At 70.4% G+C, this 20,335-nt stretch carries 14 protein-coding genes; 5 read left to right on the top strand and 9 right to left on the bottom strand.

Going from position 1 to position 20,335, the window contains the following annotated elements:
* The first annotated feature begins 27 nt into the window (after positions 1–27).
* Together ACFFCN_RS01910 and ACFFCN_RS01905 are read left to right on the top strand one after the other, a co-directional pair.
* Positions 28–597, top strand: coding sequence for a DUF421 domain-containing protein (locus tag ACFFCN_RS01910; RefSeq protein WP_375489172.1), 570 nt, complete (start codon positions 28–30; stop codon positions 595–597).
* 71 nt (positions 598–668) lie between these two features.
* Positions 669–2,336, top strand: a complete 1,668-nt coding sequence (locus ACFFCN_RS01905; protein WP_375489170.1) for a methylmalonyl-CoA mutase — start codon at positions 669–671, stop codon at positions 2,334–2,336.
* Between the two features lie 13 nt (positions 2,337–2,349).
* Here the strand turns inward: ACFFCN_RS01905 and ACFFCN_RS01900 are convergent, their stop codons facing one another.
* From ACFFCN_RS01900 to ACFFCN_RS01885, 4 genes are all read right to left on the bottom strand, one after another.
* The gene (locus ACFFCN_RS01900) at positions 2,350–3,909 is read right to left on the bottom strand and encodes a purple acid phosphatase family protein (protein ID WP_375489168.1); all 1,560 of its coding nucleotides are present in this window, start codon (positions 3,907–3,909) and stop codon (positions 2,350–2,352) included.
* 63 nt (positions 3,910–3,972) lie between these two features.
* A complete protein-coding gene (locus ACFFCN_RS01895) occupies positions 3,973–4,386 on the bottom strand; it encodes a hypothetical protein (RefSeq protein WP_375489166.1) in 414 nt (137 codons plus the stop codon).
* Positions 4,383–4,937 (bottom strand): hypothetical protein, encoded by a 555-nt coding sequence (locus tag ACFFCN_RS01890; protein ID WP_375489164.1) that lies wholly within the window; start codon positions 4,935–4,937, stop codon positions 4,383–4,385. Before ACFFCN_RS01890 ends, ACFFCN_RS01895 begins: the two co-directional genes overlap by 4 nt.
* Before the next feature lie 161 nt (positions 4,938–5,098).
* The gene (locus tag ACFFCN_RS01885; protein WP_375489162.1) at positions 5,099–5,854 is read right to left on the bottom strand and encodes a crotonase/enoyl-CoA hydratase family protein; all 756 of its coding nucleotides are present in this window, start codon (positions 5,852–5,854) and stop codon (positions 5,099–5,101) included.
* Between the two features lie 164 nt (positions 5,855–6,018).
* On the opposite strand from ACFFCN_RS01885, the gene ACFFCN_RS01880 reads away from it, so the two are divergent.
* On the top strand, positions 6,019–6,939 hold the full coding sequence (locus tag ACFFCN_RS01880) for a tetratricopeptide repeat protein (RefSeq protein ID WP_375489217.1): 921 nt from the start codon (positions 6,019–6,021) through the stop codon (positions 6,937–6,939).
* Between the two features lie 71 nt (positions 6,940–7,010).
* Here ACFFCN_RS01880 and ACFFCN_RS01875 read toward each other — a convergent pair whose 3' ends face one another.
* From ACFFCN_RS01875 to ACFFCN_RS01855, 5 genes are read right to left on the bottom strand one after another with little or no spacing between them, the layout of a single operon-like run.
* Positions 7,011–8,264 (bottom strand): MFS transporter, encoded by a 1,254-nt coding sequence (locus tag ACFFCN_RS01875; RefSeq protein WP_375489160.1) that lies wholly within the window; start codon positions 8,262–8,264, stop codon positions 7,011–7,013.
* Between the two features lie 16 nt (positions 8,265–8,280).
* Positions 8,281–10,527 (bottom strand): 1,4-alpha-glucan branching protein GlgB, encoded by a 2,247-nt coding sequence (gene glgB, locus ACFFCN_RS01870; RefSeq protein ID WP_375489158.1) that lies wholly within the window; start codon positions 10,525–10,527, stop codon positions 8,281–8,283.
* On the bottom strand, positions 10,524–11,909 hold the full coding sequence (locus ACFFCN_RS01865) for a hypothetical protein (protein WP_375489156.1): 1,386 nt from the start codon (positions 11,907–11,909) through the stop codon (positions 10,524–10,526). Before ACFFCN_RS01865 ends, glgB begins: the two co-directional genes overlap by 4 nt.
* Complete coding sequence (gene treS / locus ACFFCN_RS01860; RefSeq protein ID WP_375489154.1) at positions 11,906–13,663, bottom strand: maltose alpha-D-glucosyltransferase; 1,758 nt, start codon at positions 13,661–13,663, stop codon at positions 11,906–11,908. Before treS ends, ACFFCN_RS01865 begins: the two co-directional genes overlap by 4 nt.
* A 26-nt stretch (positions 13,664–13,689) precedes the next feature.
* Positions 13,690–15,690, bottom strand: a complete 2,001-nt coding sequence (locus ACFFCN_RS01855) for a maltotransferase domain-containing protein (RefSeq protein WP_375489216.1) — start codon at positions 15,688–15,690, stop codon at positions 13,690–13,692.
* 70 nt (positions 15,691–15,760) lie between these two features.
* Here ACFFCN_RS01855 and glgP point away from each other — a divergent pair, with 70 nt between their 5' ends.
* Positions 15,761–18,325: an alpha-glucan family phosphorylase gene (gene glgP, locus ACFFCN_RS01850; RefSeq protein ID WP_375489152.1), complete on the top strand. Its 2,565-nt coding sequence runs from the start codon at positions 15,761–15,763 to the stop codon at positions 18,323–18,325.
* A 434-nt stretch (positions 18,326–18,759) separates the two neighbouring features.
* On the top strand, positions 18,760–20,331 hold the full coding sequence (gene asnB, locus ACFFCN_RS01845; protein ID WP_375489150.1) for an asparagine synthase (glutamine-hydrolyzing): 1,572 nt from the start codon (positions 18,760–18,762) through the stop codon (positions 20,329–20,331).
* The last annotated feature ends 4 nt before the right edge of the window (positions 20,332–20,335 follow it).

Below are 20,335 nucleotides of genomic sequence, written 5' to 3'. Positions count from 1 at the left end.
TCCGCTCCGCAGAGTCGAGGTGCACGCATGTGGCATGACATGTTCGTCGAGCAGATCCCCATCGCGGAGAAGCTGCTGCGCACGGTTTTCGTGTACGCGCTGGTGACGATCCTCGTCCGCGCGACCGGCAAACGGGGGCTGGCAGCCCTGAACACGCTGGACTTCGTCGTCATGTTCCTGCTGTCCAACGTCGTCCAGAACGCGATCATCGGTCCGGACAACAGCGTCCTCGGCGGCATCATCGGTGCCGTCACGCTGGTGATCGTCAACTCGGCACTGAACCGGGCCGCGCTGCGCTACGCGCTATTCGCCAAGATTTTCGACGGCACGGCGACGACGGTGATCAAGGACGGCGAGGTCCAGCAGAGGGCGGTGCGCCGACTCGGGCTGCGCCGCGCCGAGCTCGACCACGCCGTGCGGATGCAGAACGGCGACGACATCCGGCAGGTCGAGTCGGGCTCACTCGAACCCGGCGGGCAGTTGCTGCTGACCCTGCGCGAGACCGAGCAGGGAGCGACGAAGGCCGACGTCGACGAGCTGCGCGCCCAGCTCGACCGCATCGAGGCGGCGCTCGCCGGACGCCCGGCTGGCAGTTAGTAGGACGTCCAAGTAAATTGGTAGGACGTAGCACCAACCACGCAACGGCACCGCTTCCTAGGGTTGGACACATGGACGCCGAACAGAACGCCGCAGGCCGCGAGCGCTGGCAGCAGCGCTTCGACAAGGCCCGCAAGGCCGACCGCGACTACACGACGCTGTCCGGCGAGACCGTCGAGCCCGTCTACGGCCCGACCGGGGCCGATGACCGCATGGAGCGCATCGGCTGGCCGGGCGAGTATCCGTTCACCCGCGGCATCCACCCCACCGGCTACCGCGGCAAGCCGTGGACCATCCGGCAGTTCGCCGGCTTCGGCAGCGCGAAGCAGACCAACGAGCGGTACAAGATGATTCTCGACCAGGGTGGCGGCGGCTTGTCGGTGGCCTTCGACATGCCGACGCTGATGGGCCGCGACAGCGACGACCCGCGCTCGCTGGGCGAGGTCGGGCACTGCGGCGTCGCGATCGACTCCGCGGCCGACATGGACGTGCTCTTCGACGGCATCGACCTCGCAGCCACCACGACGTCCATGACGATCTCCGGGCCGGCGGTGCCGCTGTTCTGCATGTACGTCGTCGCCGCCGAACGCCAGGGTGCGGACCCGGCCAGGCTCAACGGCACGCTGCAGACCGACATCTTCAAGGAGTACATCGCGCAGAAGGAGTGGGTCTATCCACCGGAGCCGCACCTGAAGCTGATCGGCGACCTCATGGAGTACGTGACGTCCGACGTACCCGCGTACAAGCCGCTGTCGGTGTCCGGCTATCACATCCGCGAGGCCGGGTCGACGGCCGCGCAGGAGCTCGCGTTCACGCTCGCGGACGGCTTCGGCTACGTCGAGCTCGGCACGTCACGCGGCCTGGACGTCGACACGTTCGCGCCCGGGCTGTCGTTCTTCTTCGACGCCCACATCGACTTCTTCGAGGAGATCGCCAAACTGCGCGCCGCGCGCCGCATCTGGGCCCGGTGGATGAAGGAGGTCTACGGCGCCAAGACCGACCGCGCGCAGTGGCTGCGCTTCCACACGCAGACCGCCGGGGTCTCGCTCACGGCGCAGCAGCCGGACAACAACATCGTGCGCACCGCGGTCGAGGCCATGGCCGCCGTGCTCGCCGGCACCAACTCGCTGCACACCAATGCGCTCGACGAGGTGCTCGCGCTGCCGTCGCAGAAGGCGGCACAGATCGCGTTGCGCACCCAGCAGGTGATCGCCGAGGAGACCGGCGTGCTGAACGTCGCCGACCCGCTCGGCGGCTCGTGGTACGTCGAGGCGTTGACCGACAAGCTCGAGGCCGACGCGGAGAAGATCTTCGAGCGGATCAAGGAGCTCGGCGGCGACGGCACGATCACCTCGGGCCTGCTGCGCGGCATCGAGGACGGCTGGTTCATCACCGAGATCGCCGACTCCGCATTCGCCTACCAGGTCGCGCTGGAAAAGGGCGACAAGCGCGTCGTCGGCGTCAACACGCTGACCGGCGACGCGGGCGAACCGCTGGAGATCCTGCGCGTCTCGCACGAGGTGGAGACCGAACAGCGCGAGGTGATCGGCGCGCGGCGTGCCGCGCGCGACCAGGCCGCAGTGGACGCCGCGCTGACACGGATGGTCGATGACGCCCGCGCCGACCGCAACACCGTGCCGGCGATGCTCGACGCCGCCCGCGCCGAGGCCACGCTCGGCGAGATCTGCAACGCCTTCAAACCGCTGTGGGGCGAGTACCGCGAGGCCGCCCGCTTCTGACGCCGGCGCGGCCTCAGCCGTCGCTGCGGCGGCGGTGCAGGCTGAAGCGCTCGAACACCGACAGCTCGCCGTGCGGCTTGTTCACGTTGTAGTACGTGACGTGCATCGACGTGCGGCCGCCCGGTCGGGTGCCGGGGTCGACGGTGAACGCGGCGAAGCCGTACGGGTGCTCGCTGTCGCGCACCGCGCTCCACACCGCTTCTTCCTTGGTGAAGACCGACGCGCGCTTGCCGGTGGTCGGGTCGGCCGGCCCGACCGACGTGATGACCTTGGCGCTGCCGTCGGTGAAGAAGTCCTGGTTGCTGGTGCCGGACACGCCACCGCCGCCGAGCACCATGTGCACGGTGCCGAGCTCACTGTCGATGTCGTCCTTGGCGTCGGACGCCGGGTCCGGCGTCAGCGTCTCCGAACCGCTGACGACGCCGCGCACCGCGAGTGAGCGCTCGTAGTCGTGCTCGTGACCGCACACGACGATGTCCACCCCGTACCGGTCGAACACCGGCTGGTAGGCCTGGCGCAACCCGAGGTCCGAGCCGTTGAAGTCGGCGGAGCTGATCATGACCTCGTGCATGCACACGACGATCCAGTCGATATCGCGCGAGCGGCGTGCCCGGCGCAGGTCCTTCTCCAGCCAGGCGAGCTGCCGTCCGCCGGAGTAACCGCGCACGTAGTAGTCGCCGCCGTTCTGCAGGCAGTAGTCGTCGTTCTGCAGTGACACGACGTGCACCGAGCCGACGTCGAAGGAGTAGTAGAGCCCCGTGAGCTCGTCGTCGGTCTCGGTGGAGGGCAGGTCGAAGTAGGTCTGGTAGGCGGCGAAGCCCAGCGGGCCGTTCGCCTTCTCGATCTCGTGGTTGCCCGCGCACGGCATCCACGGGCGGAACCGCGCCGACCTCGTGTTGTTGGTGAAGAAGTTGTTCCACGTGCGGACACGGTCGACGTCGAGGTTGGCGTAGCAGAGGTCGCCGTTGAGCAGGTGGAACAGTGGCGCCACCTGCTCGACGCCGGACACTGTGTCCTTCGCGGCCGGCGAGGAGTTGGCGTCCAGGGCGACCTTGCCGGTGGCGTCCCAGGTGACCTCGGGGGTCGCCTGGTCGCCGAAGCTGGTGAAGGTGAACGGCGCGCGGCGCGCCGGCGCGGTGCGGAAGGTCGCGGCGTCCGGCGTCGCGCCCTGGTGGTGCACCGAATACAGGTACTCGGTGTCCGGCCGCAGGCCGTCGATGCGCGCATGGTGCACGTAGACGGTGCGACCGGAGGTGCCGTCGACATAGGTGCGGGTCTGCGCGTCGGCGCTCTTGCCGTAGCCGCCGTCGACGGTGCCGTACACGACGCGCGGCCGGCGTACCGCGGTGTCGGTCAGCCAGGACGCCACCATCTGCCGGGCCGGGTCGCGGCCGAACGTCAGGTGCAGGCCCTGGACGGGCGGCGCACCGCCGTGGCCAGCGCGCGGAGCGGCCTGCGCGGGCTGCGCCTGGGCGGTCTCGCCGCCGAGCAGGGTCGCGCCTGCCGTGCCGGCGCCCGCGGCGCCGAGCAGGCCGAGTGCACTACGTCGCGAGATGGTCGATTTGTCGCTCATGGGTGCGGACGCTAGGCAGCGTGCACCGCCTTGGGGTGAACGCCACGTGGCCGCCGTCGGAACTCAGCAGACGAGATAGTTGTCGCCGTGCTTCTCGACCTTGACGTGGATCGTCGTGCCGCCGCCCGGTCCGGTGGTTGTCAGCGGCACGTCCCAGGTGTCGTGACCGTTCGCGACTGCACTGCCGGCCTTGACGCCGGAACCGTTGAAGACCAATCCGTAGATCCCGAAGCCGTTCTTGGCCGACGGGCACGAGAGCGACGTCAACCGCGACGTGTCGTGGGACAACGCAGCCTTTCCCCAGGCCTGCGCTGCGGCCGTGGGCGAGTCCGCCGCGCCGTCACCCGAGCCGCCGAGCGTGGTCAACACGACGATGATCACGGCCGCGACGGCCAGGACGATGGCGATCAAGCAGCCGGCCATGATCCGTCGACGCCGGTGAAGCTGCGCTTCGGCGTCGACCGGCTGCGCGCTCACGACGACGTTCGCGCCGGCCGGGTGACGCTGGTGCCGCCGGACGGGTCCTGCAACGTCGCGCCCGTCAGGAACGACGCGTCGCCAGTGGTGTGGTCGATCGACTGCCATTCTGTGCGGCGCGCGAGTCGCAGGACCTGATACCAGAGCACGAGCGTGCCGACCGCCAGTCCGACGAAGCACAGCCAGGTCGCGGTCAGGAAGCCATTGCGCGCGGAGGTCGACAGGTCGGCGTCGCCGAACGCGCGGCTGGCGAGCGAGAAGGAACCCGGCCCGCGGTCCGCATCCGCGGGCAGGCAGCTGACGAAGCCGACGCAGCACACGGTGACGACGACGAAGACGGTTGCGAAGGCCCAGGTGACGCGCGCGGTCTTGAGGACGCGCCGCATCGGTTCCATGCAGAACGCCAGGTACAGCAGGCCGCTGGACCACACCAGCAGCACGTGGGTCGAGTCACTGTGACCGAGCACGGTCCCGGCCACACAGGCCGCCAGGACGATTGCGGCCGCGACGTGCCGGACGTCGATCGCCGACGGACCGCGACGAGTGCTCATTTGTCGAGCTTCTCCGTGATGTATCCCGCCGTGCCCGCGCTCGCCCAGGGGATCCCGCCGAGCGTCGGACTCATCGGTGCCCTCCTCGAACGTGCTGTCTGTGTGATCAATGTAGGGGTTCTCCGCGCCCGATGTCCCGGTGAACCAAGGGCGGTGCGCGCTCAGCCCGGCGAGCCGTGCCGCCCTGCGCCGCCGGCGAAACGCTGGGCCCCGGCCGAGGCATCGGCGCGCAGCGCCCGCGATCCGTGGTCGAACTCGACCGCCAGCGCGTCGCTCTCATCGTGGCCCAGCGCCTCGTACACCGACGCGCGGTCCGAGCGCAGACAGGTCTGCGGCAGCGTGGCGAGCTCGTGTGCGAGGCCGACGGCGTGCTCGACGGCGGTGCCACTGGGCACCACGCGGTTGGCGAAGCCCATGGCCAGCGCCTCCCCGGCGCCGACCGCCCGGCCGGTCAGGATGAGGTCCAAGGCGCGGCCCAGGCCGATGAGGCGCGGCAGGCGCACCGTGCCGCCGTCGATCAGCGGCACCCCCCAGCGCCGACAGAAGACGCCCACCACGGCGTCCGCAGCCAGCACCCGCAGGTCGCACCACGCCGCGAGCTCCATGCCACCGGCGACCGCATGGCCCTCGACCGCCGCGATCACCGGCTTGCCCAGCCGCAGCCGGCTCGGCCCCATCGGTGCGTCCTCGGACAGCTGCGGGTTGAGCGGGTTCGACATCAGCTTGAGGTCGGCACCGGCGCAGAAGGTGCCGTCCGCCCCGCACAGCACGGCGACCGCCACGGAGTCGTCGACGTCGAAGGCGCGGAACGCGTCGGCCAGTGCCGCGGCGGTCGGCCCGTTGACGGCGTTGCGTGCCGCCGGGCGGTCGATGACGATCACCCGGACCGGCCCGTCGTCGGCGATGCGCACGCTCATGCCGGCACGGTAGACGAGGGTCGTGACGCCGCTTGCCAGGGTCGGCCGCCGTCGACGCCCGTGCGGTGGCGGCGATCTGCAAAGCTGGAGGCATGCGTCCCGGAACTCCGCAACGCCCGCAACGCGGCGCCGCGCCCGCACCGAACCCGGCGACCGTCGCCGCCATGTCCGGCGCGGTCGACCTCGGCGCCCTCAAGGCGCGAAACGAGGCCGCTGCCCGCGCCGCCGATGCGCCCGCGCCGCAGGTCGGCCAGTTCGTCGTTGACGTGTCCGAGGCCGACTTTCAGGCGCAGGTCCTCGACCGGTCGTTCCAGGTGCCGGTGCTGATCGACCTGTGGGCCGACTGGTGTCAACCGTGCAAGCAGCTCTCGCCGGTGCTCGAACGGCTCGCGAACGCCGCGGGCGGCACCTGGGTGTTGGCCAAGATCGACGTCGACGCCAACCCGCGCATCCAGCAGGCGCTGCAGGTGCAGAGCATCCCGACGGTCTTCGCGGTGATCGGCGGCCAGCTCGTCCCAGGCTTTCAGGGGGCGTTGCCCGAGGCGCAGGTCGTCGAGTTCGTCGACGCCGTGCTGCAGGCGGCGGCGCAGGCGAACCTCAGCGGCCCCGGGGCCCCGCCACCGCCAGCCGACGGCGGCGATCCGGCCGTGCCGGACCAGCCGCCGGCCGAGCCGGAGGACCCGCGATTCGTCGCCGCCGAGGACGCGCTCGAGGCCGGGGACTACCGGCTGGCCGCCGAGCGCTACCAGGAGATCCTCGCCAACGAGCCGGCCAACACCGAGGCCCAGCTCGCGCTCGGCCAGGTCCGGCTGCTGCAGCGGCTGGAGACCGTCGACCGCGACGCGCCGGCCCAGGCCGACGCCGCCCCGGCCGACGTCGACGCGCAACTCGCCGCCGCAGACGTGTCGCTCGCCGGCAACGACGTCCAGGGCGCGTTCGACCGGCTGCTCGCCGCGCTGACCAGAAGCTCCGGCGACGACCGCGAGCGGGTCCGTCAGCGGGTGCTCGAGTACTTCGACCTGCTCGGCCCGGACGACCCGCGGGTGCCCGCTGCGCGGCGCGCGCTGGCCCGCGCCCTGTTCTGACCCAGCGGGCCGCTCAGCGTGCGCGCTGCCCGCGTGCGGGGTCGTCGGCGCGGGGGTGCGGACCGCGCGGACTAGGCGTTCGAGTCCACGGGCTCGCCCGCCGCGGCTGCGGCGTCGCCGGCATAGGTGCGCAGGGCGACGAGGCCGAGCAGCAGGCAGGCGACGAGCGCGCCGGTCATCACCAGGAAGGTCGGCCGCAGACCGATGTGCGAGCCGAGCACCCCGAACAGCAGTGGCGCGCTGGCGTCCGCCCCGTCCCGTAGTGCGTTGCGGACGGCCTCGGCGCGGCCGAGCAGCAGGGGCGGCACGATGTCGATGCGCGTCGCGTCCAGCGGCGGGTTCGCCGAGCCGAGCAGCACGCCGGCGACGAGCAACAGCGGCACGGTCACCGCGAGCATCGTCGTGCTGAGTGCGGGCACGAGGAACAGCACGCAACCGCCGAATGCGACGAGCACCGCGATCACCCGACCGGAGCGAAAGCCCCGGCGCAACAGCGAGTCGCCGAGCGGGCCGCCGATGACGACCCCGACCGCGAGCGCACCGCCCACGGCCAGCACGAGTATCGGCGCGACCTTCGCGCTCACGTGGTAGTCGTCGCGCCACAGCGACACCGCGAACGTCTGCACGCCGGTGAAGTAGTAGTAGCCGAGCGCGGACGCCAGCACCAGTACGACGTTCGTCCGGATCCGCACCAGCACCCGGATGGCCTGCCACAGTGTCATGGTTGCGGCGTCGGCACCGGTCTCGGCGAGAAGCGCGGTGCGCGCGGTGCTGCGCGGCGGTTCGCGTACGGCGAACACGGTGAGCAGCACCGTCGACCCGGTGGCGGCCAGTACGACATAGGCCCAGCGCCAGCCGACCGACGCGGCGATCTCGCCGGACAGTGCCGTACCGACGGCGGAGCCGACGAGCTCGCCGAGCAGCAGCACGCTGTAGACCCGCCCGCGTGCCGAGCGTGGGACGAGATCGCCCACCAGCGAGGCGATCAGCGGTGCGGCGGCCCCGGTGACCAGCCCGAGCACGCAGTGCGCGCCGAGCATGTACGCGAACGACGGCGCGGCGCCGACCGCCGCCGTGGCCAGGATCCACGCGCCGATGCAGATGCGCAGCAGCGCGAGCCGGTTGCGCCGGTCGGCCAACACACCGAACGGCACCGTGACGAGCACGCCGACGATCGTCGACGACGTCGCCAGCAGGCCGATCTGCGTCTGCCCGATGTGCAGCGCTGCGCGCACCTGCGGCGACGTCGAACCGATCGTGCTCTGGTCGGCCGAGTCCAGGCTCATCACGCCGGCGAGCGCCAGGACGGTCCGGCCGCCGGGCACCCGCGCGGCGAAGATGTCAGGCCATATCGTTCGCAGCGCCGGACGCGCCTGCGCCGGACTCGTCGCCCGCGTAGCGAAGCCACAGCGCGCCGAGCGGCGGCACCCGCAGCCGCACGGACGCCGGCTGCCCGTGCCAGGTCTCCTCGGTGGCCTCGACGCCACCGAAGTTGCCCACGCCCGAGCCGAAGTACGTTTCGGCGTCGGTGTTCACGATCTCGGTCCACCGGCCCGCGAACGGCAGGCCGAGCCGGTACCCCTCGTGCGGCACGGAGCTGAAGTTCGCGATGCAGGCGAGCACCGAACCGTCGTCGCCGAAGCGCAGGAACGAGTAGACGTTGCCCGACGCGTCGTTGGCGTCGATCCAGTGGAAGCCGTCCTCGGTGGTGTCGCGCGACCACAGCGCGGACGTCTCGGCGTAGGCGGCGTTGAGGTCGCGGATGACCCGGGCGATGCCCCGGTGGCCCGGATCGTCGAGCAGCCACCAGTCCAGCGAGCGCGACTCGGCCCACTCGCCGCCCTGGCCGAACTCCTGGCCCATGAACAGCAACTGCTTGCCCGGATGCGCCCACATGTAGGCGTACATCGCGCGCAGCGTGGCGAACTGCTGCCACCGGTCACCGGGAATCTTGTTCAGCAGCGACGCCTTGCCGTGCACGACCTCGTCGTGGGACAGCGGCATGACGAAGTTCTCGGTGTAGGCGTACATCATCGAGAACGTCAGGTCGTTGTGGTGGTACTGCCGGTAGATCGGTTCGTGGGAGATGTAGTCGAGCGTGTCGTGCATCCAGCCCATGTCCCACTTGAAGCCGAAGCCGAGACCGCCGAGGTGTGTGGGCCGGGTGACGCCCGGCCACGACGTGGACTCCTCGGCGATGGTCACCGCTCCCGGCACGCGCTTGTAGACGGTCGCGTTCATCTCCTGCAGGAACGCGACGGCCTCGAGGTTCTCCCGGCCGCCGTGGATGTTCGGCGTCCAGCCACCCTCGGGTCGGGAGTAGTCGAGGTAGAGCATCGAGGCGACGGCGTCCACGCGCAGCCCGTCGACGTGGAACTCCTCGAGCCAGAACAGGGCGTTGGCGACAAGAAAGTTGCGCACCTCCGAGCGGCCGAAGTCGAACACGTACGTGCCCCAGTCGAGCTGCTCGCCGCGGCGCGGGTCGCCGTGCTCGTAGAGGGGCGTGCCGTCGAAGCGGCCGAGCGCGAACGCGTCCTTGGGGAAGTGCGCAGGAACCCAGTCGACGAGCACGCCGATGCCGGCCGCGTGCAGGGCGTCGACGAGGTGCCGGAACTCGTCCGGCGAGCCGAACCGGGCCGACGGCGCGTAGTACGACGACACCTGATAGCCCCACGAGCCGCCGAACGGGTGCTCGGCCACCGGCAGGAACTCGACGTGCGTGAAGCCGGACTCCTTGACGTAGGTGACGAGCTCCTCGGCGAGCTGGGTGTAGGTGAGCCCGAGCCGCCACGAGCCGAGATGCACCTCGTAGATCGACATCGGCGCCTTGTGCCACTGCGTCCGTGCGCGGCGGTCCAGCCACGCGGCGTCGGCCCACTCGTAGCGCGACGTCGTGACGACCGATGCCGTGTCCGGCGGCGCCTCGCAGGCGAACGCCATCGGGTCGGCCTTGTCGCGCCACTGCCCGTCGGCGCCGAGGATCTTGAACTTGTACTTCGCGCCGTCGCCGACGCCGGGCACGAACAGCTCCCACACGCCGCTCGAGCCCATCATCCGCATCGGCAGCGTGCGCCCGCTCCAGTCGAAGTCGCCGGCGACGCGCACACCTTGCGCGTTGGGTGCCCAGACCGCGAACGACGTGCCGGTGACTGTCCCTCCAGGGGTGTCGTAGCTGCGCACGTGCGCGCCCAGCACCTGCCAGAGGTTCTCGTGCCGGCCCTCGCCGATCAGGTGCAGGTCGACCTCGCCGATCGTCGGCAGCCAGCGGTACGGGTCGTCGACGGTGTAGGTGCCCGCGTCGTACGCGACCTCGACGCGGTAGTCGGTGGCGGCACCGTCGAGCAGGGCCTCGAAGACGCCGCCGTCGTGGATGCGGCGCATCGGCAGCCGCCGGTGCCCGACGAGCACGGACGCCTCGACGGCGTCCGGACGCAGCGTGCGCACCACCGTGTCGGCACCGGCAGGGTGCGCGCCGAGCACGGCGTGCGGGTCGTGGTGGGTACCGTCGACCAGCCGGTCGAGCTCCGCGGCGGGCACGGACGCTGCCGGGGTGGGCGGCGACACGGAGCGGTTCTGCGGCGTACTCATGCTGTTCCTCCGTCGGTGGCAAGTCTGGTCAGCGAGGCGAGGGGGATGTCCAGCCAGGCAGGACGGTTGCGGGCCTCGTAGACGGCTTCGTAGACCGCCTTGTCCGCCTCGTAGGCGCGCAGCAGCACCGACTCCGCACGCGGGTCGGTGCCCGCGGCGTCGGCGTAGCCGGTGCAGAACGCGTCGCGGTTGCGCCCGGACCATTCGTTGGCGCGGTAGCTGAGCTGGGCGTCGTGCCCGGTCTCGATGACGCGGTGATGTCCGGCGTACTCGAACGAGCGCAGCATGCCGGCGACGTCGCGCAACGGGGAGTCGAACTCGCGCCGATCACCGATGTCGGCCATCGGCTCGCCCTCGAAGTCGATGAGCACCCAGCGGTAGACGGTGCGCAGCGCCTGCCCGAGGTGCAGGTCGCCGTGGATGCGCTGTACGGGTACGCCGCCGCCGAGCTGCGCGACGTCGGCGAAGATGTCGGCGAGCGGTTCGGCGATCTCTGCGAGTTGCGGCACGATCGCGATCGAACGTTCCAGCCGCTCGCGCATCGTCTGGGCGCGGACCGCGAGTTCCTGTTCGGTGGCGGTGCGGGTGCCGAATGCCGTGACGAGATCGGCGTGCACCTGCGCCACGGCCGCGCCCAGCCGCTCCGCCTCGCCGGCGAAGTCGCCGCCCGCCTCGTCGGCGTGCAGGTCGGCCTCGGCCATCAGGTCGCGCACGCTCGTGGTGGCCAGCACCCAGCCGTCGGTGGCGGTGCGCAGGTATTCCTGCAGCATGGCCAGCGAACTCGGCTCGCCGTCGACGTCCGCCTCGACCGCGCCGAGCAGCTTCGCGATGTGCTTGGCGCCCAGCTTCGACAGTTCGCCCTGCACCTCGATGTCCGGGTTGAGTCCGGGCTGCAGCCGACGGAACACCTTCAGGATCGCGACGTCGCCGAAGATCATCGACGTGTTGGACTGCTCGCCGGACAACGCGAGGCTCGGCTCGTCGACCGGGATCTCGGCCGGGTCGTCGACGTAACGCGCGAAGCGCACCGGCCCCTCCACCGCCCCGTCGCGCATGCCGAGCAGCCAGGCCGGCGTGGAATCCTTGTCGTGCAACGCGTCGTAGAGCCAACGGGTCCCGTCGTCGGTGTCGACGGTGCCGAGCAGCACGTGCTCGAGCGAGTCGAGCGGCGAGTCGCGCAGCACGAGCGGCACCTGATAGGTCTCGGTGTCGCCGTCGGCGTAGGCGACCCGCGCCGCCCAGATCGTCACGGGCGGCGCGCCCTCGAGGTCGGCGAGCCAGTCGATGTCGATCTCGGCGTCCCGGCCTTTGCCCGCGAACCAGCGCTGGCCCGGCAGCCAACTGCTCACGAGCGGTTGGATCACGTCTTTGCTGACAGTCACAGGGTTTCCTCGCTGTTGCTGGGGTGCCCTTGTTCTGCGGCCGGCTCACCGCTGGGCCGGTGCACCCGCGGGATGCGCAACCAGTAGAAGCCGTGGCCGGCAAGGGTCAGCAGGTAGGGCAGTTCGCCGATCTGCGGGAACTGCGAACCGCCGGTGAGCTCCAGCGGCTGCGTGCCGGCCCAGGCGCGCAGGTCGAGTTCGACGGCCTGCGGGAAGCGCGACAGGTTGTTGACGCACAACACGATGTCGTCGCCGAATTCGCGCACGAAGCTGAGCACCGACGGGTTGCTGCCGCCGAGGTCGGCGAAGCTGCCGACGCCGAACGCCGGGTTCGCCTTGCGCAGGTGGACCATCCGGCGCGTCCAGTGCAGCAGCGACGACGTGTTGCGCGTCTGCGACTCGACGTTGGTGACCTGGTAGCCGTAGATCGAGTCCTGGTTGGCCGGCAGGTAGAGGCGCTGCGGCTCGGCGGAGGAGAAGCCGGCGTTGCGGTCCGGTGTCCACTGCATCGGGGTGCGCACGCCGTCGCGGTCGCCGAGCCAGATGTTGTCGCCCATGCCGATCTCGTCGCCGTAGTACAGGACGGGCGAGCCGGGCAGCGACAAGAGCAGTGCGGTGAACAGCTCGATCTGGTCGATGTCGTTGTCCAACAGCGGCGCAAGCCGCCGCCGGATGCCGATGTTGGCCTTCATCCGCGGGTCCTTGGCGTACTCGGACCACATGTAGTCGCGCTCTTCGTCGGTGACCATCTCGAGTGTGAGCTCGTCGTGGTTGCGCAGGAAGATGCCCCACTGGCAGTTGTCCGGGATGGCCGGCGTCTGCTCCATGATCTCCGAGATCGGATACCGCGACTCGCGGCGCACCGCCATGAAGATGCGCGGCATCACCGGGAAGTGGAAGGCCATGTGGCACTCGTCGCCGCCGACGGACGGGTCACCGAAGTACTCCACGACGTCGGCCGGCCATTGGTTGGCCTCGCACAGCAGGACACGATCCGGGTAGTCGGCGTCGACCTCCTTACGCACCCGGCGCAGGAACTCGTGCGTCTCGGGCAGGTTCTCGCCGTTGGTGCCGTCGCGCACGTAGAGGTAGGGCACGGCATCGAGCCGGAAGCCGTCGATGCCGAGCTCGAGCCAGAACCGCAGCGCCTCGATGATCGCCTGCTGCACGCCGGCGGAGTCGAAGTTCAGGTCCGGCTGGTGGCTGAAGAAGCGGTGCCAGAAGTACTGCTGGCGGACCGGGTCCCATGTCCAGTTCGACGGCTCGGTGTCGACGAAGATGATGCGCGCATCCGGGTAGCGCTGGTCGTCGTCGTTCCACACGTAGAAGTCGCCGTACGGGCCGTCCGGGTCGGACCGGGAAGCCTGGAACCACGGGTGCTGATCGGACGTGTGGTTCATGACGAAGTCGACGATCACCCGGATGCCACGCTCGTGCGCCGCGTCGAGGAAGGCTTTGAAGTCTTCGATGGTGCCGAACTCGGGCAGCACGGCGGTGTAGTCGCTGATGTCGTAGCCGCCGTCGCGTAGTGGGGACGCGTAGAACGGCGGCAGCCACAGGCAGTCGACGCCGAGCCACTGCAGGTAGTCCAGGCGTTCCTGCAGCCCGCGCAGATCGCCGGTGCCGTCACCGTTCGAGTCGGCGAAGCCCCGCACGAGCACCTCGTAGAACACCGCGCGTTTGAACCAGTCGGGTTCGCGCGGCAGCGTGTAATCAGGATCGCCGGGGCGCGGCCCGTAATCGAGGTCGGTCATCGGTCCTTCCGAGTTGGCAGCGGCCGTCAGCGGATGACGGTGAAGATGTGCGCGGCGTCGACGTGCGGATCGAGGCGCACGTAGTTGAATTCGCCCCAGCGGTACTCGGCGCCGGTGAGCTCGTCGCGCACGGTGTACGTGGCGTCCCAGCCGTCGGCGTCGAAGCCCAGCGCCTCGAGATCGACGTGCACCGTCGCCTCCCGCCAGACGTGCGGGTTGGTCGTGGCCACCACGAGCACGGTGTCGCCGGACTTGTCGTCGCGCTTGCTGAACGCGAGCATCTCCGGGTTGTCCACCTCGTGGAAGCGCACGTTGCGCAGCTGGTGCAGCGCCGGGTGCGCGCGCCGGACCTCGTTCAGCCGGGCGATGAACGGGGCGAGCGAGCGGCCGTCCTCCTGCGCGCCGTGGAAGTCGCGCGGCCGCAGCTGATACTTCTCCGAGTCCAGGTACTCCTCGGACCCCGGCCGCACCGGCAGGTGCTCGTAGAGCTCGAAGCCCGAGTACACGCCCCAGCTCGGCGACAGCGTGGCGGCCAGCACCGCGCGGATCGCGAACGCCGCCGGGCCACCGGTCTGCAGGTACTCCGGCAGGATGTCCGGCGTATTGACGAAGAAGTTCGGGCGCATGTACGCCGCGGATTCGGCCAGCTCCTCGGCGTACTCGACCAGCTCGTCCTTCTCGTTGCGCCAGGTGAAGTAGGTGTAGCTCTGGTGGAAGCCGATCTTGCCGAGCTCGTGCATCATGGCCGGCCGGGTGAAGGCCTCGGCCAGGAACAGCACGTCGGGGTCGGTCTTGCGCACCTCGCCGATGAGCCACTGCCAGAAGTTGATCGGCTTGGTGTGCGGGTTGTCGACGCGGAAGATCCGCACCCCCGCCTTCATCCAGAGCCGCACGACGCGCAGGCACTCGGCGTAGAGGCCCTTCGGGTCGTTGTCGAAGTTCAGCGGGTAGATGTCCTGATACTTCTTCGGCGGGTTCTCGGCGTAGGCGATCGTCCCGTCGGGCTTGGTGGTGAACCACTCGGGGTGCGCCGTCACCCACGGATGGTCGGGCGCGCACTGCAGCGCCAGGTCAAGCGCCACCTCCATGCCCAGCTTCTTCGCGCGCTTCACGAGTGCCTGGAAGTCGGCCATCGTGCCGAGATCGGGGTGGATCGTGTCGTGGCCACCCTCGGCCGAGCCGATCGCCCATGGCGAGCCGACGTCCCAGCTGGCGGCGACCAGCGTGTTGTTCGGGCCCTTGCGGTTCACCGTGCCGATCGGGTGGATCGGGGGCAGATAGACGACGTCGAACCCGAGCGAGGCGACGTAGTCGAGATGCGCTGTGGCGTCGGCGAACGTGCCGTGCCGCGCGGGTTTGGCCGGCGCGACGGGGTCGGCGGCCAACGCGGCGCCGACCGAGCGGGGGAAGAACTCGTACCACGAGCCGTACAGCGCGCGCGCCCGGTCGATCCACAGCGGATAGCGCGGCGACGAGGTGACCATCTCGCGCAGCGGGAACTGCGCGACGAGTTGTTGCATGTGGGCGTCGAGCGCGGGTGCCACCCGGTGGGCGACGTCGAGGGACGTATCGCGCAGCGACGTCGCCGCCGCGCTCGCCCGGGCCCGCTCGTTCTTCGGGAAGATCTTCACCAGCTGGTCGAAGATGCGCGCTCCGGACTCGAAGTCGTTGGCTAGGTCCTCGCTGCCCTGTCCGGCGTCGATCTTCGCGGTGACCGCGTGCTCCCAGGTGCTGTACGGGTCGCTCCAGGCCTCGACGCTGAACGACGCGGTGCCCGGTGTGCTGAGCACGACGTCCGCGTGCCACCCGTCCGTGCCGGCGGCGCCGGGCTGCATGCGCACGCTGGCCGTCTTGCGGCCGGCCTTGTCCCGGACGACGACCGTAGCGGCGACGGCGTCGTGACCTTCGCGGAAGACCCGCGCGGAGACGGGCAACGGCTCGCCGACGACGGCGCGGGCGGGGAACTCGGCAGCGGTCGTGGAGCCGACGACCGGCTCGATGTCGGTCAGTCCGAAGCGTCCTACCACCTGCGTCACGTTACCCACGGGCGTGCGGCGCAGTGCAAGCTCGGCGTTTGCGCTGCTAGCGTCGCCGGACGTGAAAGCTCTTCGCCGCCTCACCGTCCGCGCGGCCTACCCGCAGGAGCTGGCGCCGCTCGGAGAGATCGTCGCGAACCTGCGGTGGTCGTGGCACGCGGAGTCGCTCGACCTGCTCGAGTCGGTGGACCCCGGCCTGTGGCAGGCGTGCGGCCACGACCCGGGCCGCATGCTCGGCGAGGTCAGCGCGGAGCGATTCGCCCAGCTGGCCGCCGACCGCCGTTTCCGGCGCCGGCTCGCCGACCTGCACGAGGACCTCACCGACTACCTGACCCAGCCGCGGTGGTACCAGCAGGAGAGGCAGCGCAGCGATGCGGTGCTGCCCGCCAGCATCGCCTACTTCTCCCCGGAGTTCGGCATCACCGAGGTGCTGCCGCAGTACTCCGGCGGCCTCGGCATCCTCGCCGGCGATCACCTCAAGGCGGCCAGCGACCTCGGCGTACCGATCATCGGCGTCGGGCTGCTCTACGGGGCGGGTTACTTCCGCCAGTCGTTGTCGCGCGACGGCTGGCAGCTCGAGCACTACCCGTCACTCGACCCGCAGGGCCTGCCGATCACCGCGCTCGTCGGCGCCGACGGCCTGCCTGCCCGGGTGTCGATCGCGCTGCCCGAGTCCCGGACGCTGCACGCCCAGATCTGGGTCGCGCAGGTCGGGCGGGTGCCGCTGCTGCTGCTCGACAGCAACATCGAGGAGAACGACGCCGACGCGCGGCAGGTCACCGACCGTCTGTACGGCGGCGGTAAGGAGCACCGGCTGCAGCAGGAGCTGTTGCTCGGCGTCGGTGGCGTGCGCGCCATCCGCGCCTACTGCGCGGCCACCGATGCTTCCGAGCCGGAGGTGTTCCACACCAACGAGGGGCACGCCGGGTTCCTCGGCGTCGAGCGCATCCGCGAACTCGTCGACGGCGCGGGTCTGACGTTCGACGAAGCACTGCGTGCGGTGCGCGCCGGCACGGTGTTCACCACGCACACTCCCGTGCCCGCCGGCATCGACCGGTTCGAGCGCGACCTGGTCGCTGCGCACCTGACCGGGCTGGCCTCGGGGGACAAGCTGCCCGCCGAGCGCGTGCTCGCGCTGGGCGCCGAAGAGGACCCGACGATCTTCAACATGGCGCACATGGGCCTGCGTATCGCGCAGCGGGCCAACGGCGTCTCGCTGCTGCACGGCGAGGTCAGCCGGGAGATGTTCAACGACCTGTGGTCGGGCTTCGACGTGTCCGAGGTGCCGATCACATCGGTCACGAACGGCGTGCACGCCCCCACGTGGATGTCGCGCGACGTCGTCGAGATCGCCGAGCGCGAGGCAGGGCCCGCCGCGCTCGCGGACGGCAAGGGGTGGGACGCGATCGATCGTGTGCCCGACGCCGAGATCTGGCGCATCCGCAATCGGTTGCGCACCAAGCTGGTCAAGGAGATCCGTCGGCGCGTGCACGCGTCGTCGCTGACGCGCGGCATGAGCGAGGCCGAGCTCGGCTGGACGGAGTCGACATTCGACCCGGACGTGCTGACGATCGGCTTTGCGCGGCGGGTGCCGTCGTACAAGCGGCTGACGCTGATGCTGCGCGATCCGGACCGGCTGCGCGCCCTGCTGCTCGACCCGCAGCGGCCGGTGCAGATCGTGATCGCGGGCAAGAGCCATCCGGCAGATGACGGCGGCAAGCAGCTCATCGCGCAGATGGTGCGCTTCGCCGACGATCCGGCGGTGCGGCATCGCATCACCTTCCTGCCCGACTACGACATCGGCATGGCGCGCTACCTGTACTGGGGTGTCGACGTCTGGCTGAACAACCCGTTGCGCCCGCTTGAGGCGTGCGGCACGTCCGGCATGAAGGCGGCGCTGAACGGCGCGCTGAACCTGTCGATCATGGACGGGTGGTGGAACGAGTGGTTCGACGGCGACAACGGCTGGGCGATCCCGACGGCCGATGGGCTCGCGGATGCGGACCGGCGTGACGACCTCGAGGCGCACGCGCTGTACGACCTGATCGAGAAGAACGTCGCGACCCGTTTCTACGACCGTCCGGACGGCGTCGTGCCGACGCGCTGGGTGCAGATGGTGCGGCACACGCTCAAGACGCTCGGGCCCAAGGTGCTGGCGACGCGGATGGTGTCCGAATACGTGCGGCGGCTCTACGTGCCCGCCGCGCAGTCGGCGGCCCGGCTCATCGCCGACGACTACGCGCAGGCGCGCGACCTCGCTGCGTGGACGCGTGCCGTCGAGGACAAGTGGCCGGAGGTCGCGGTGCTGCACGTCGATTCGCAGCTGTCCGGTGCCGAGGCGCAGGTGGGGGAGACGCTGACGCTGCGCGCCGAGGTCGCGCTCGGCGGGCTGGCGCCGGACGACGTGGACGTGGAGGCCGTGTACGGCGGCGTCGACGCCGAGGACCGGCTGACCGACATCGACACGGTGTCGCTCGCGCAGGTCGGCGCCGTCGACGGCACCACCCGCTACGAGGGCGAGGTGCCGCTGCGGCGTACGGGTGGCTTCGGCTACACCGTGCGGGTGCTGCCGAGGAACCGCCTGTTGGCCAACCCGGCCGAGCTGGGCGTCGTGGCGTCCGCCTGACGACCTGCGCAGGACGGGACCGCCATGGCCAGCGTCGAGGCGTCGGCGATCGTGCCGATCGCGCCGGACCTCGCGTTCGCGGTGTCGCAGACGACCGGTGACGTGCGCTATCGCTGGGATCCGTTCGTGCACGAGCAGCACTTGCTGCGGAGCCCGTCGGGCGTCTGGTTCTCGGCCGGGAGCTTCGCCGCCGGCTGGCCGGGTACGTGCGCGGCTGCGGCGACGACGTGGTGCTCGCGGCCGCCCGCAGCGCGCTCGACCCCTCCCGTTGACCAGCGACAACCCTCCCGTTGATCAACGACACCCTCCCGTTGATCAACAGTCGGTTGTGGTCGCCAGAGCGACCATCTGCTGCTGTTGATCAACGAAATGGATTCGACACATTGCCTCCGTATGATGGCCTGCAGCCGATCAGCTAAGGGAGCTGAGCACGCGTGTGCGGCATAGCAGCCATTCATGACTTCCGACCCACGCCGGACCGGCTGCGCGCCGCCGAGCAACTCGGGCAGCAGATGCTCGACTCGATCGAGCACCGTGGCCCGGACGGCCGCGGCTCGCGGGTCGTCGGCGCCACCTGGCTCGGCCATACCCGGTTGTCGATCGTCGATCTCGACGGCGGCAGCCAGCCGATGACGAACGCCGACGGCGCCGCGCGCGATCTCTGGGTGGTGGCCAACGGCGAGATCTACAACCATGACGCGTTGCGCGACGAGCTGGCCGGGCCGTTCGAGACGGGCTCAGATTCCGAGGTCGTGCTCCACGTCATCGCCGAGCGCGGCACCGATGGCGTGCACGACATGCGCGGTATGTACGCGTTCTGCGTCGCGGGGCCCGACGACGCCACGACACCGATGGTGCTCGCGCGCGACCCGCTCGGCGTCAAGCCGCTCTACTGGGCGCGCCACGACGACCGGCTGCTAGTCGCGTCCGAGCTGTGCGCGTTCCCGTCGGACGTGCGGCCGCTGGTCGAGGAGTTCCCGCCGGGGCACCACTGGACGCCCGAGGCGGGGTTGCAGCCCTATGTGGACCTGCGCACCGACCCGCTCGGCACCGGCTCGCAGGATCCGGTCGGTCCGCAGTTCACGCAGCGGGCGCAGGCGCACATCGCGATCCGCGAGACGCTGATCAAGGCGACGAGCGAACGCATGATGGCCGACGTCCCGGTCGGCGTGTTCCTGTCCGGTGGCCTGGACTCCAGCATCATCGCGGCGATCATGGCCCGGGAGAGCGAGCCGGGGGCGACGGTGCATTCGTTCGCGGCGGGCACCGCGGACAGTCCGGACCTCGTCGCCGCACGACGCGTCGCGGACGCGCTCGGACTCGAGCACCACGAGCGCGTCTACACCGACGACGAGGTCATCGACGTGCTGCCGGAGGTCGTGCGTGCCACCGAGAGCTACGAGCCGTCGCTGATCCGCAGCGCCGTCCCGAACTACCTGCTCGCCGAACTGGCCGCGCAGCATGTCAAGGTGGTGCTGACCGGCGAGGGCGCGGACGAGCTGTTCGCCGGCTACCACCACCTGCGTGAGCTCGACGCCGACGCGCTGCGCGATGCGCTGACCGCCGGCCTGGCTGCGCTGCACAACCTCAACCTGCAGCGCTGCGACCGCGTCACAATGGCGCACGGGCTCGAGGCGCGGGTGCCGTTCCTGGCCCGCGAGCTGCTCGCCGTCGCGCAGCGCATCCCGCTGGAGTGGAAGCTGCTCGGCGACGACGGGCAGGAACGCGCACACGAGAAGGCGATCCTGCGCGAGGCGTTCGAGGGCTGGCTGCCGGAGGAGATCCTCTGGCGACGCAAGGAGCAGTTCGGCGACGGCTCGGGCACCGCGGACGTCATGACGCGGCGGGCCGAATCGTTCGTGCCGGACGCGGACTGGCGAGCCGTGCGCATTCCCGGCCTGCCGTCCGCGCGCAGCCGCGAGGAGCTCGGCTATCAGCGGATCTTCGCCGAGCACCTCGGCGGCATCCGCGCCGAGGCGGTGTTGGGCCGCTTCGCGACCGCCTGACATC

The sequence above is a fragment of the uncultured Jatrophihabitans sp. genome (assembly GCF_964246335.1).
Classification (GTDB): Bacteria; Actinomycetota; Actinomycetes; order Mycobacteriales; family Jatrophihabitantaceae; genus Jatrophihabitans.
Note: the sequence above shows the minus strand (reverse complement) of the source record. Positions and strands in the feature narration are given on the sequence as shown.

Bases quoted from the DNA above. Each gene is read 5' to 3' on its own strand.
- ACFFCN_RS01900 (WP_375489168.1), bottom strand. From the start codon at position 3,909: ATGAGCGACAAATCGACCATCTCGCGACGTAGTGCACTCGGCCTGCTC.
- glgB (WP_375489158.1), bottom strand. From the start codon at position 10,527: ATGAGTACGCCGCAGAACCGCTCCGTGTCGCCGCCCACCCCGGCAGCG.
- treS (WP_375489154.1), bottom strand. From the start codon at position 13,663: ATGACCGACCTCGATTACGGGCCGCGCCCCGGCGATCCTGATTACACG.
- ACFFCN_RS01880 (WP_375489217.1), top strand. From the start codon at position 6,019: ATGTCCGGCGCGGTCGACCTCGGCGCCCTCAAGGCGCGAAACGAGGCC.
- ACFFCN_RS01910 (WP_375489172.1), top strand. From the start codon at position 28: ATGTGGCATGACATGTTCGTCGAGCAGATCCCCATCGCGGAGAAGCTG.
- ACFFCN_RS01885 (WP_375489162.1), bottom strand. From the start codon at position 5,854: ATGAGCGTGCGCATCGCCGACGACGGGCCGGTCCGGGTGATCGTCATC.
- ACFFCN_RS01890 (WP_375489164.1), bottom strand. From the start codon at position 4,937: ATGAGCACTCGTCGCGGTCCGTCGGCGATCGACGTCCGGCACGTCGCG.
- ACFFCN_RS01905 (WP_375489170.1), top strand. From the start codon at position 669: ATGGACGCCGAACAGAACGCCGCAGGCCGCGAGCGCTGGCAGCAGCGC.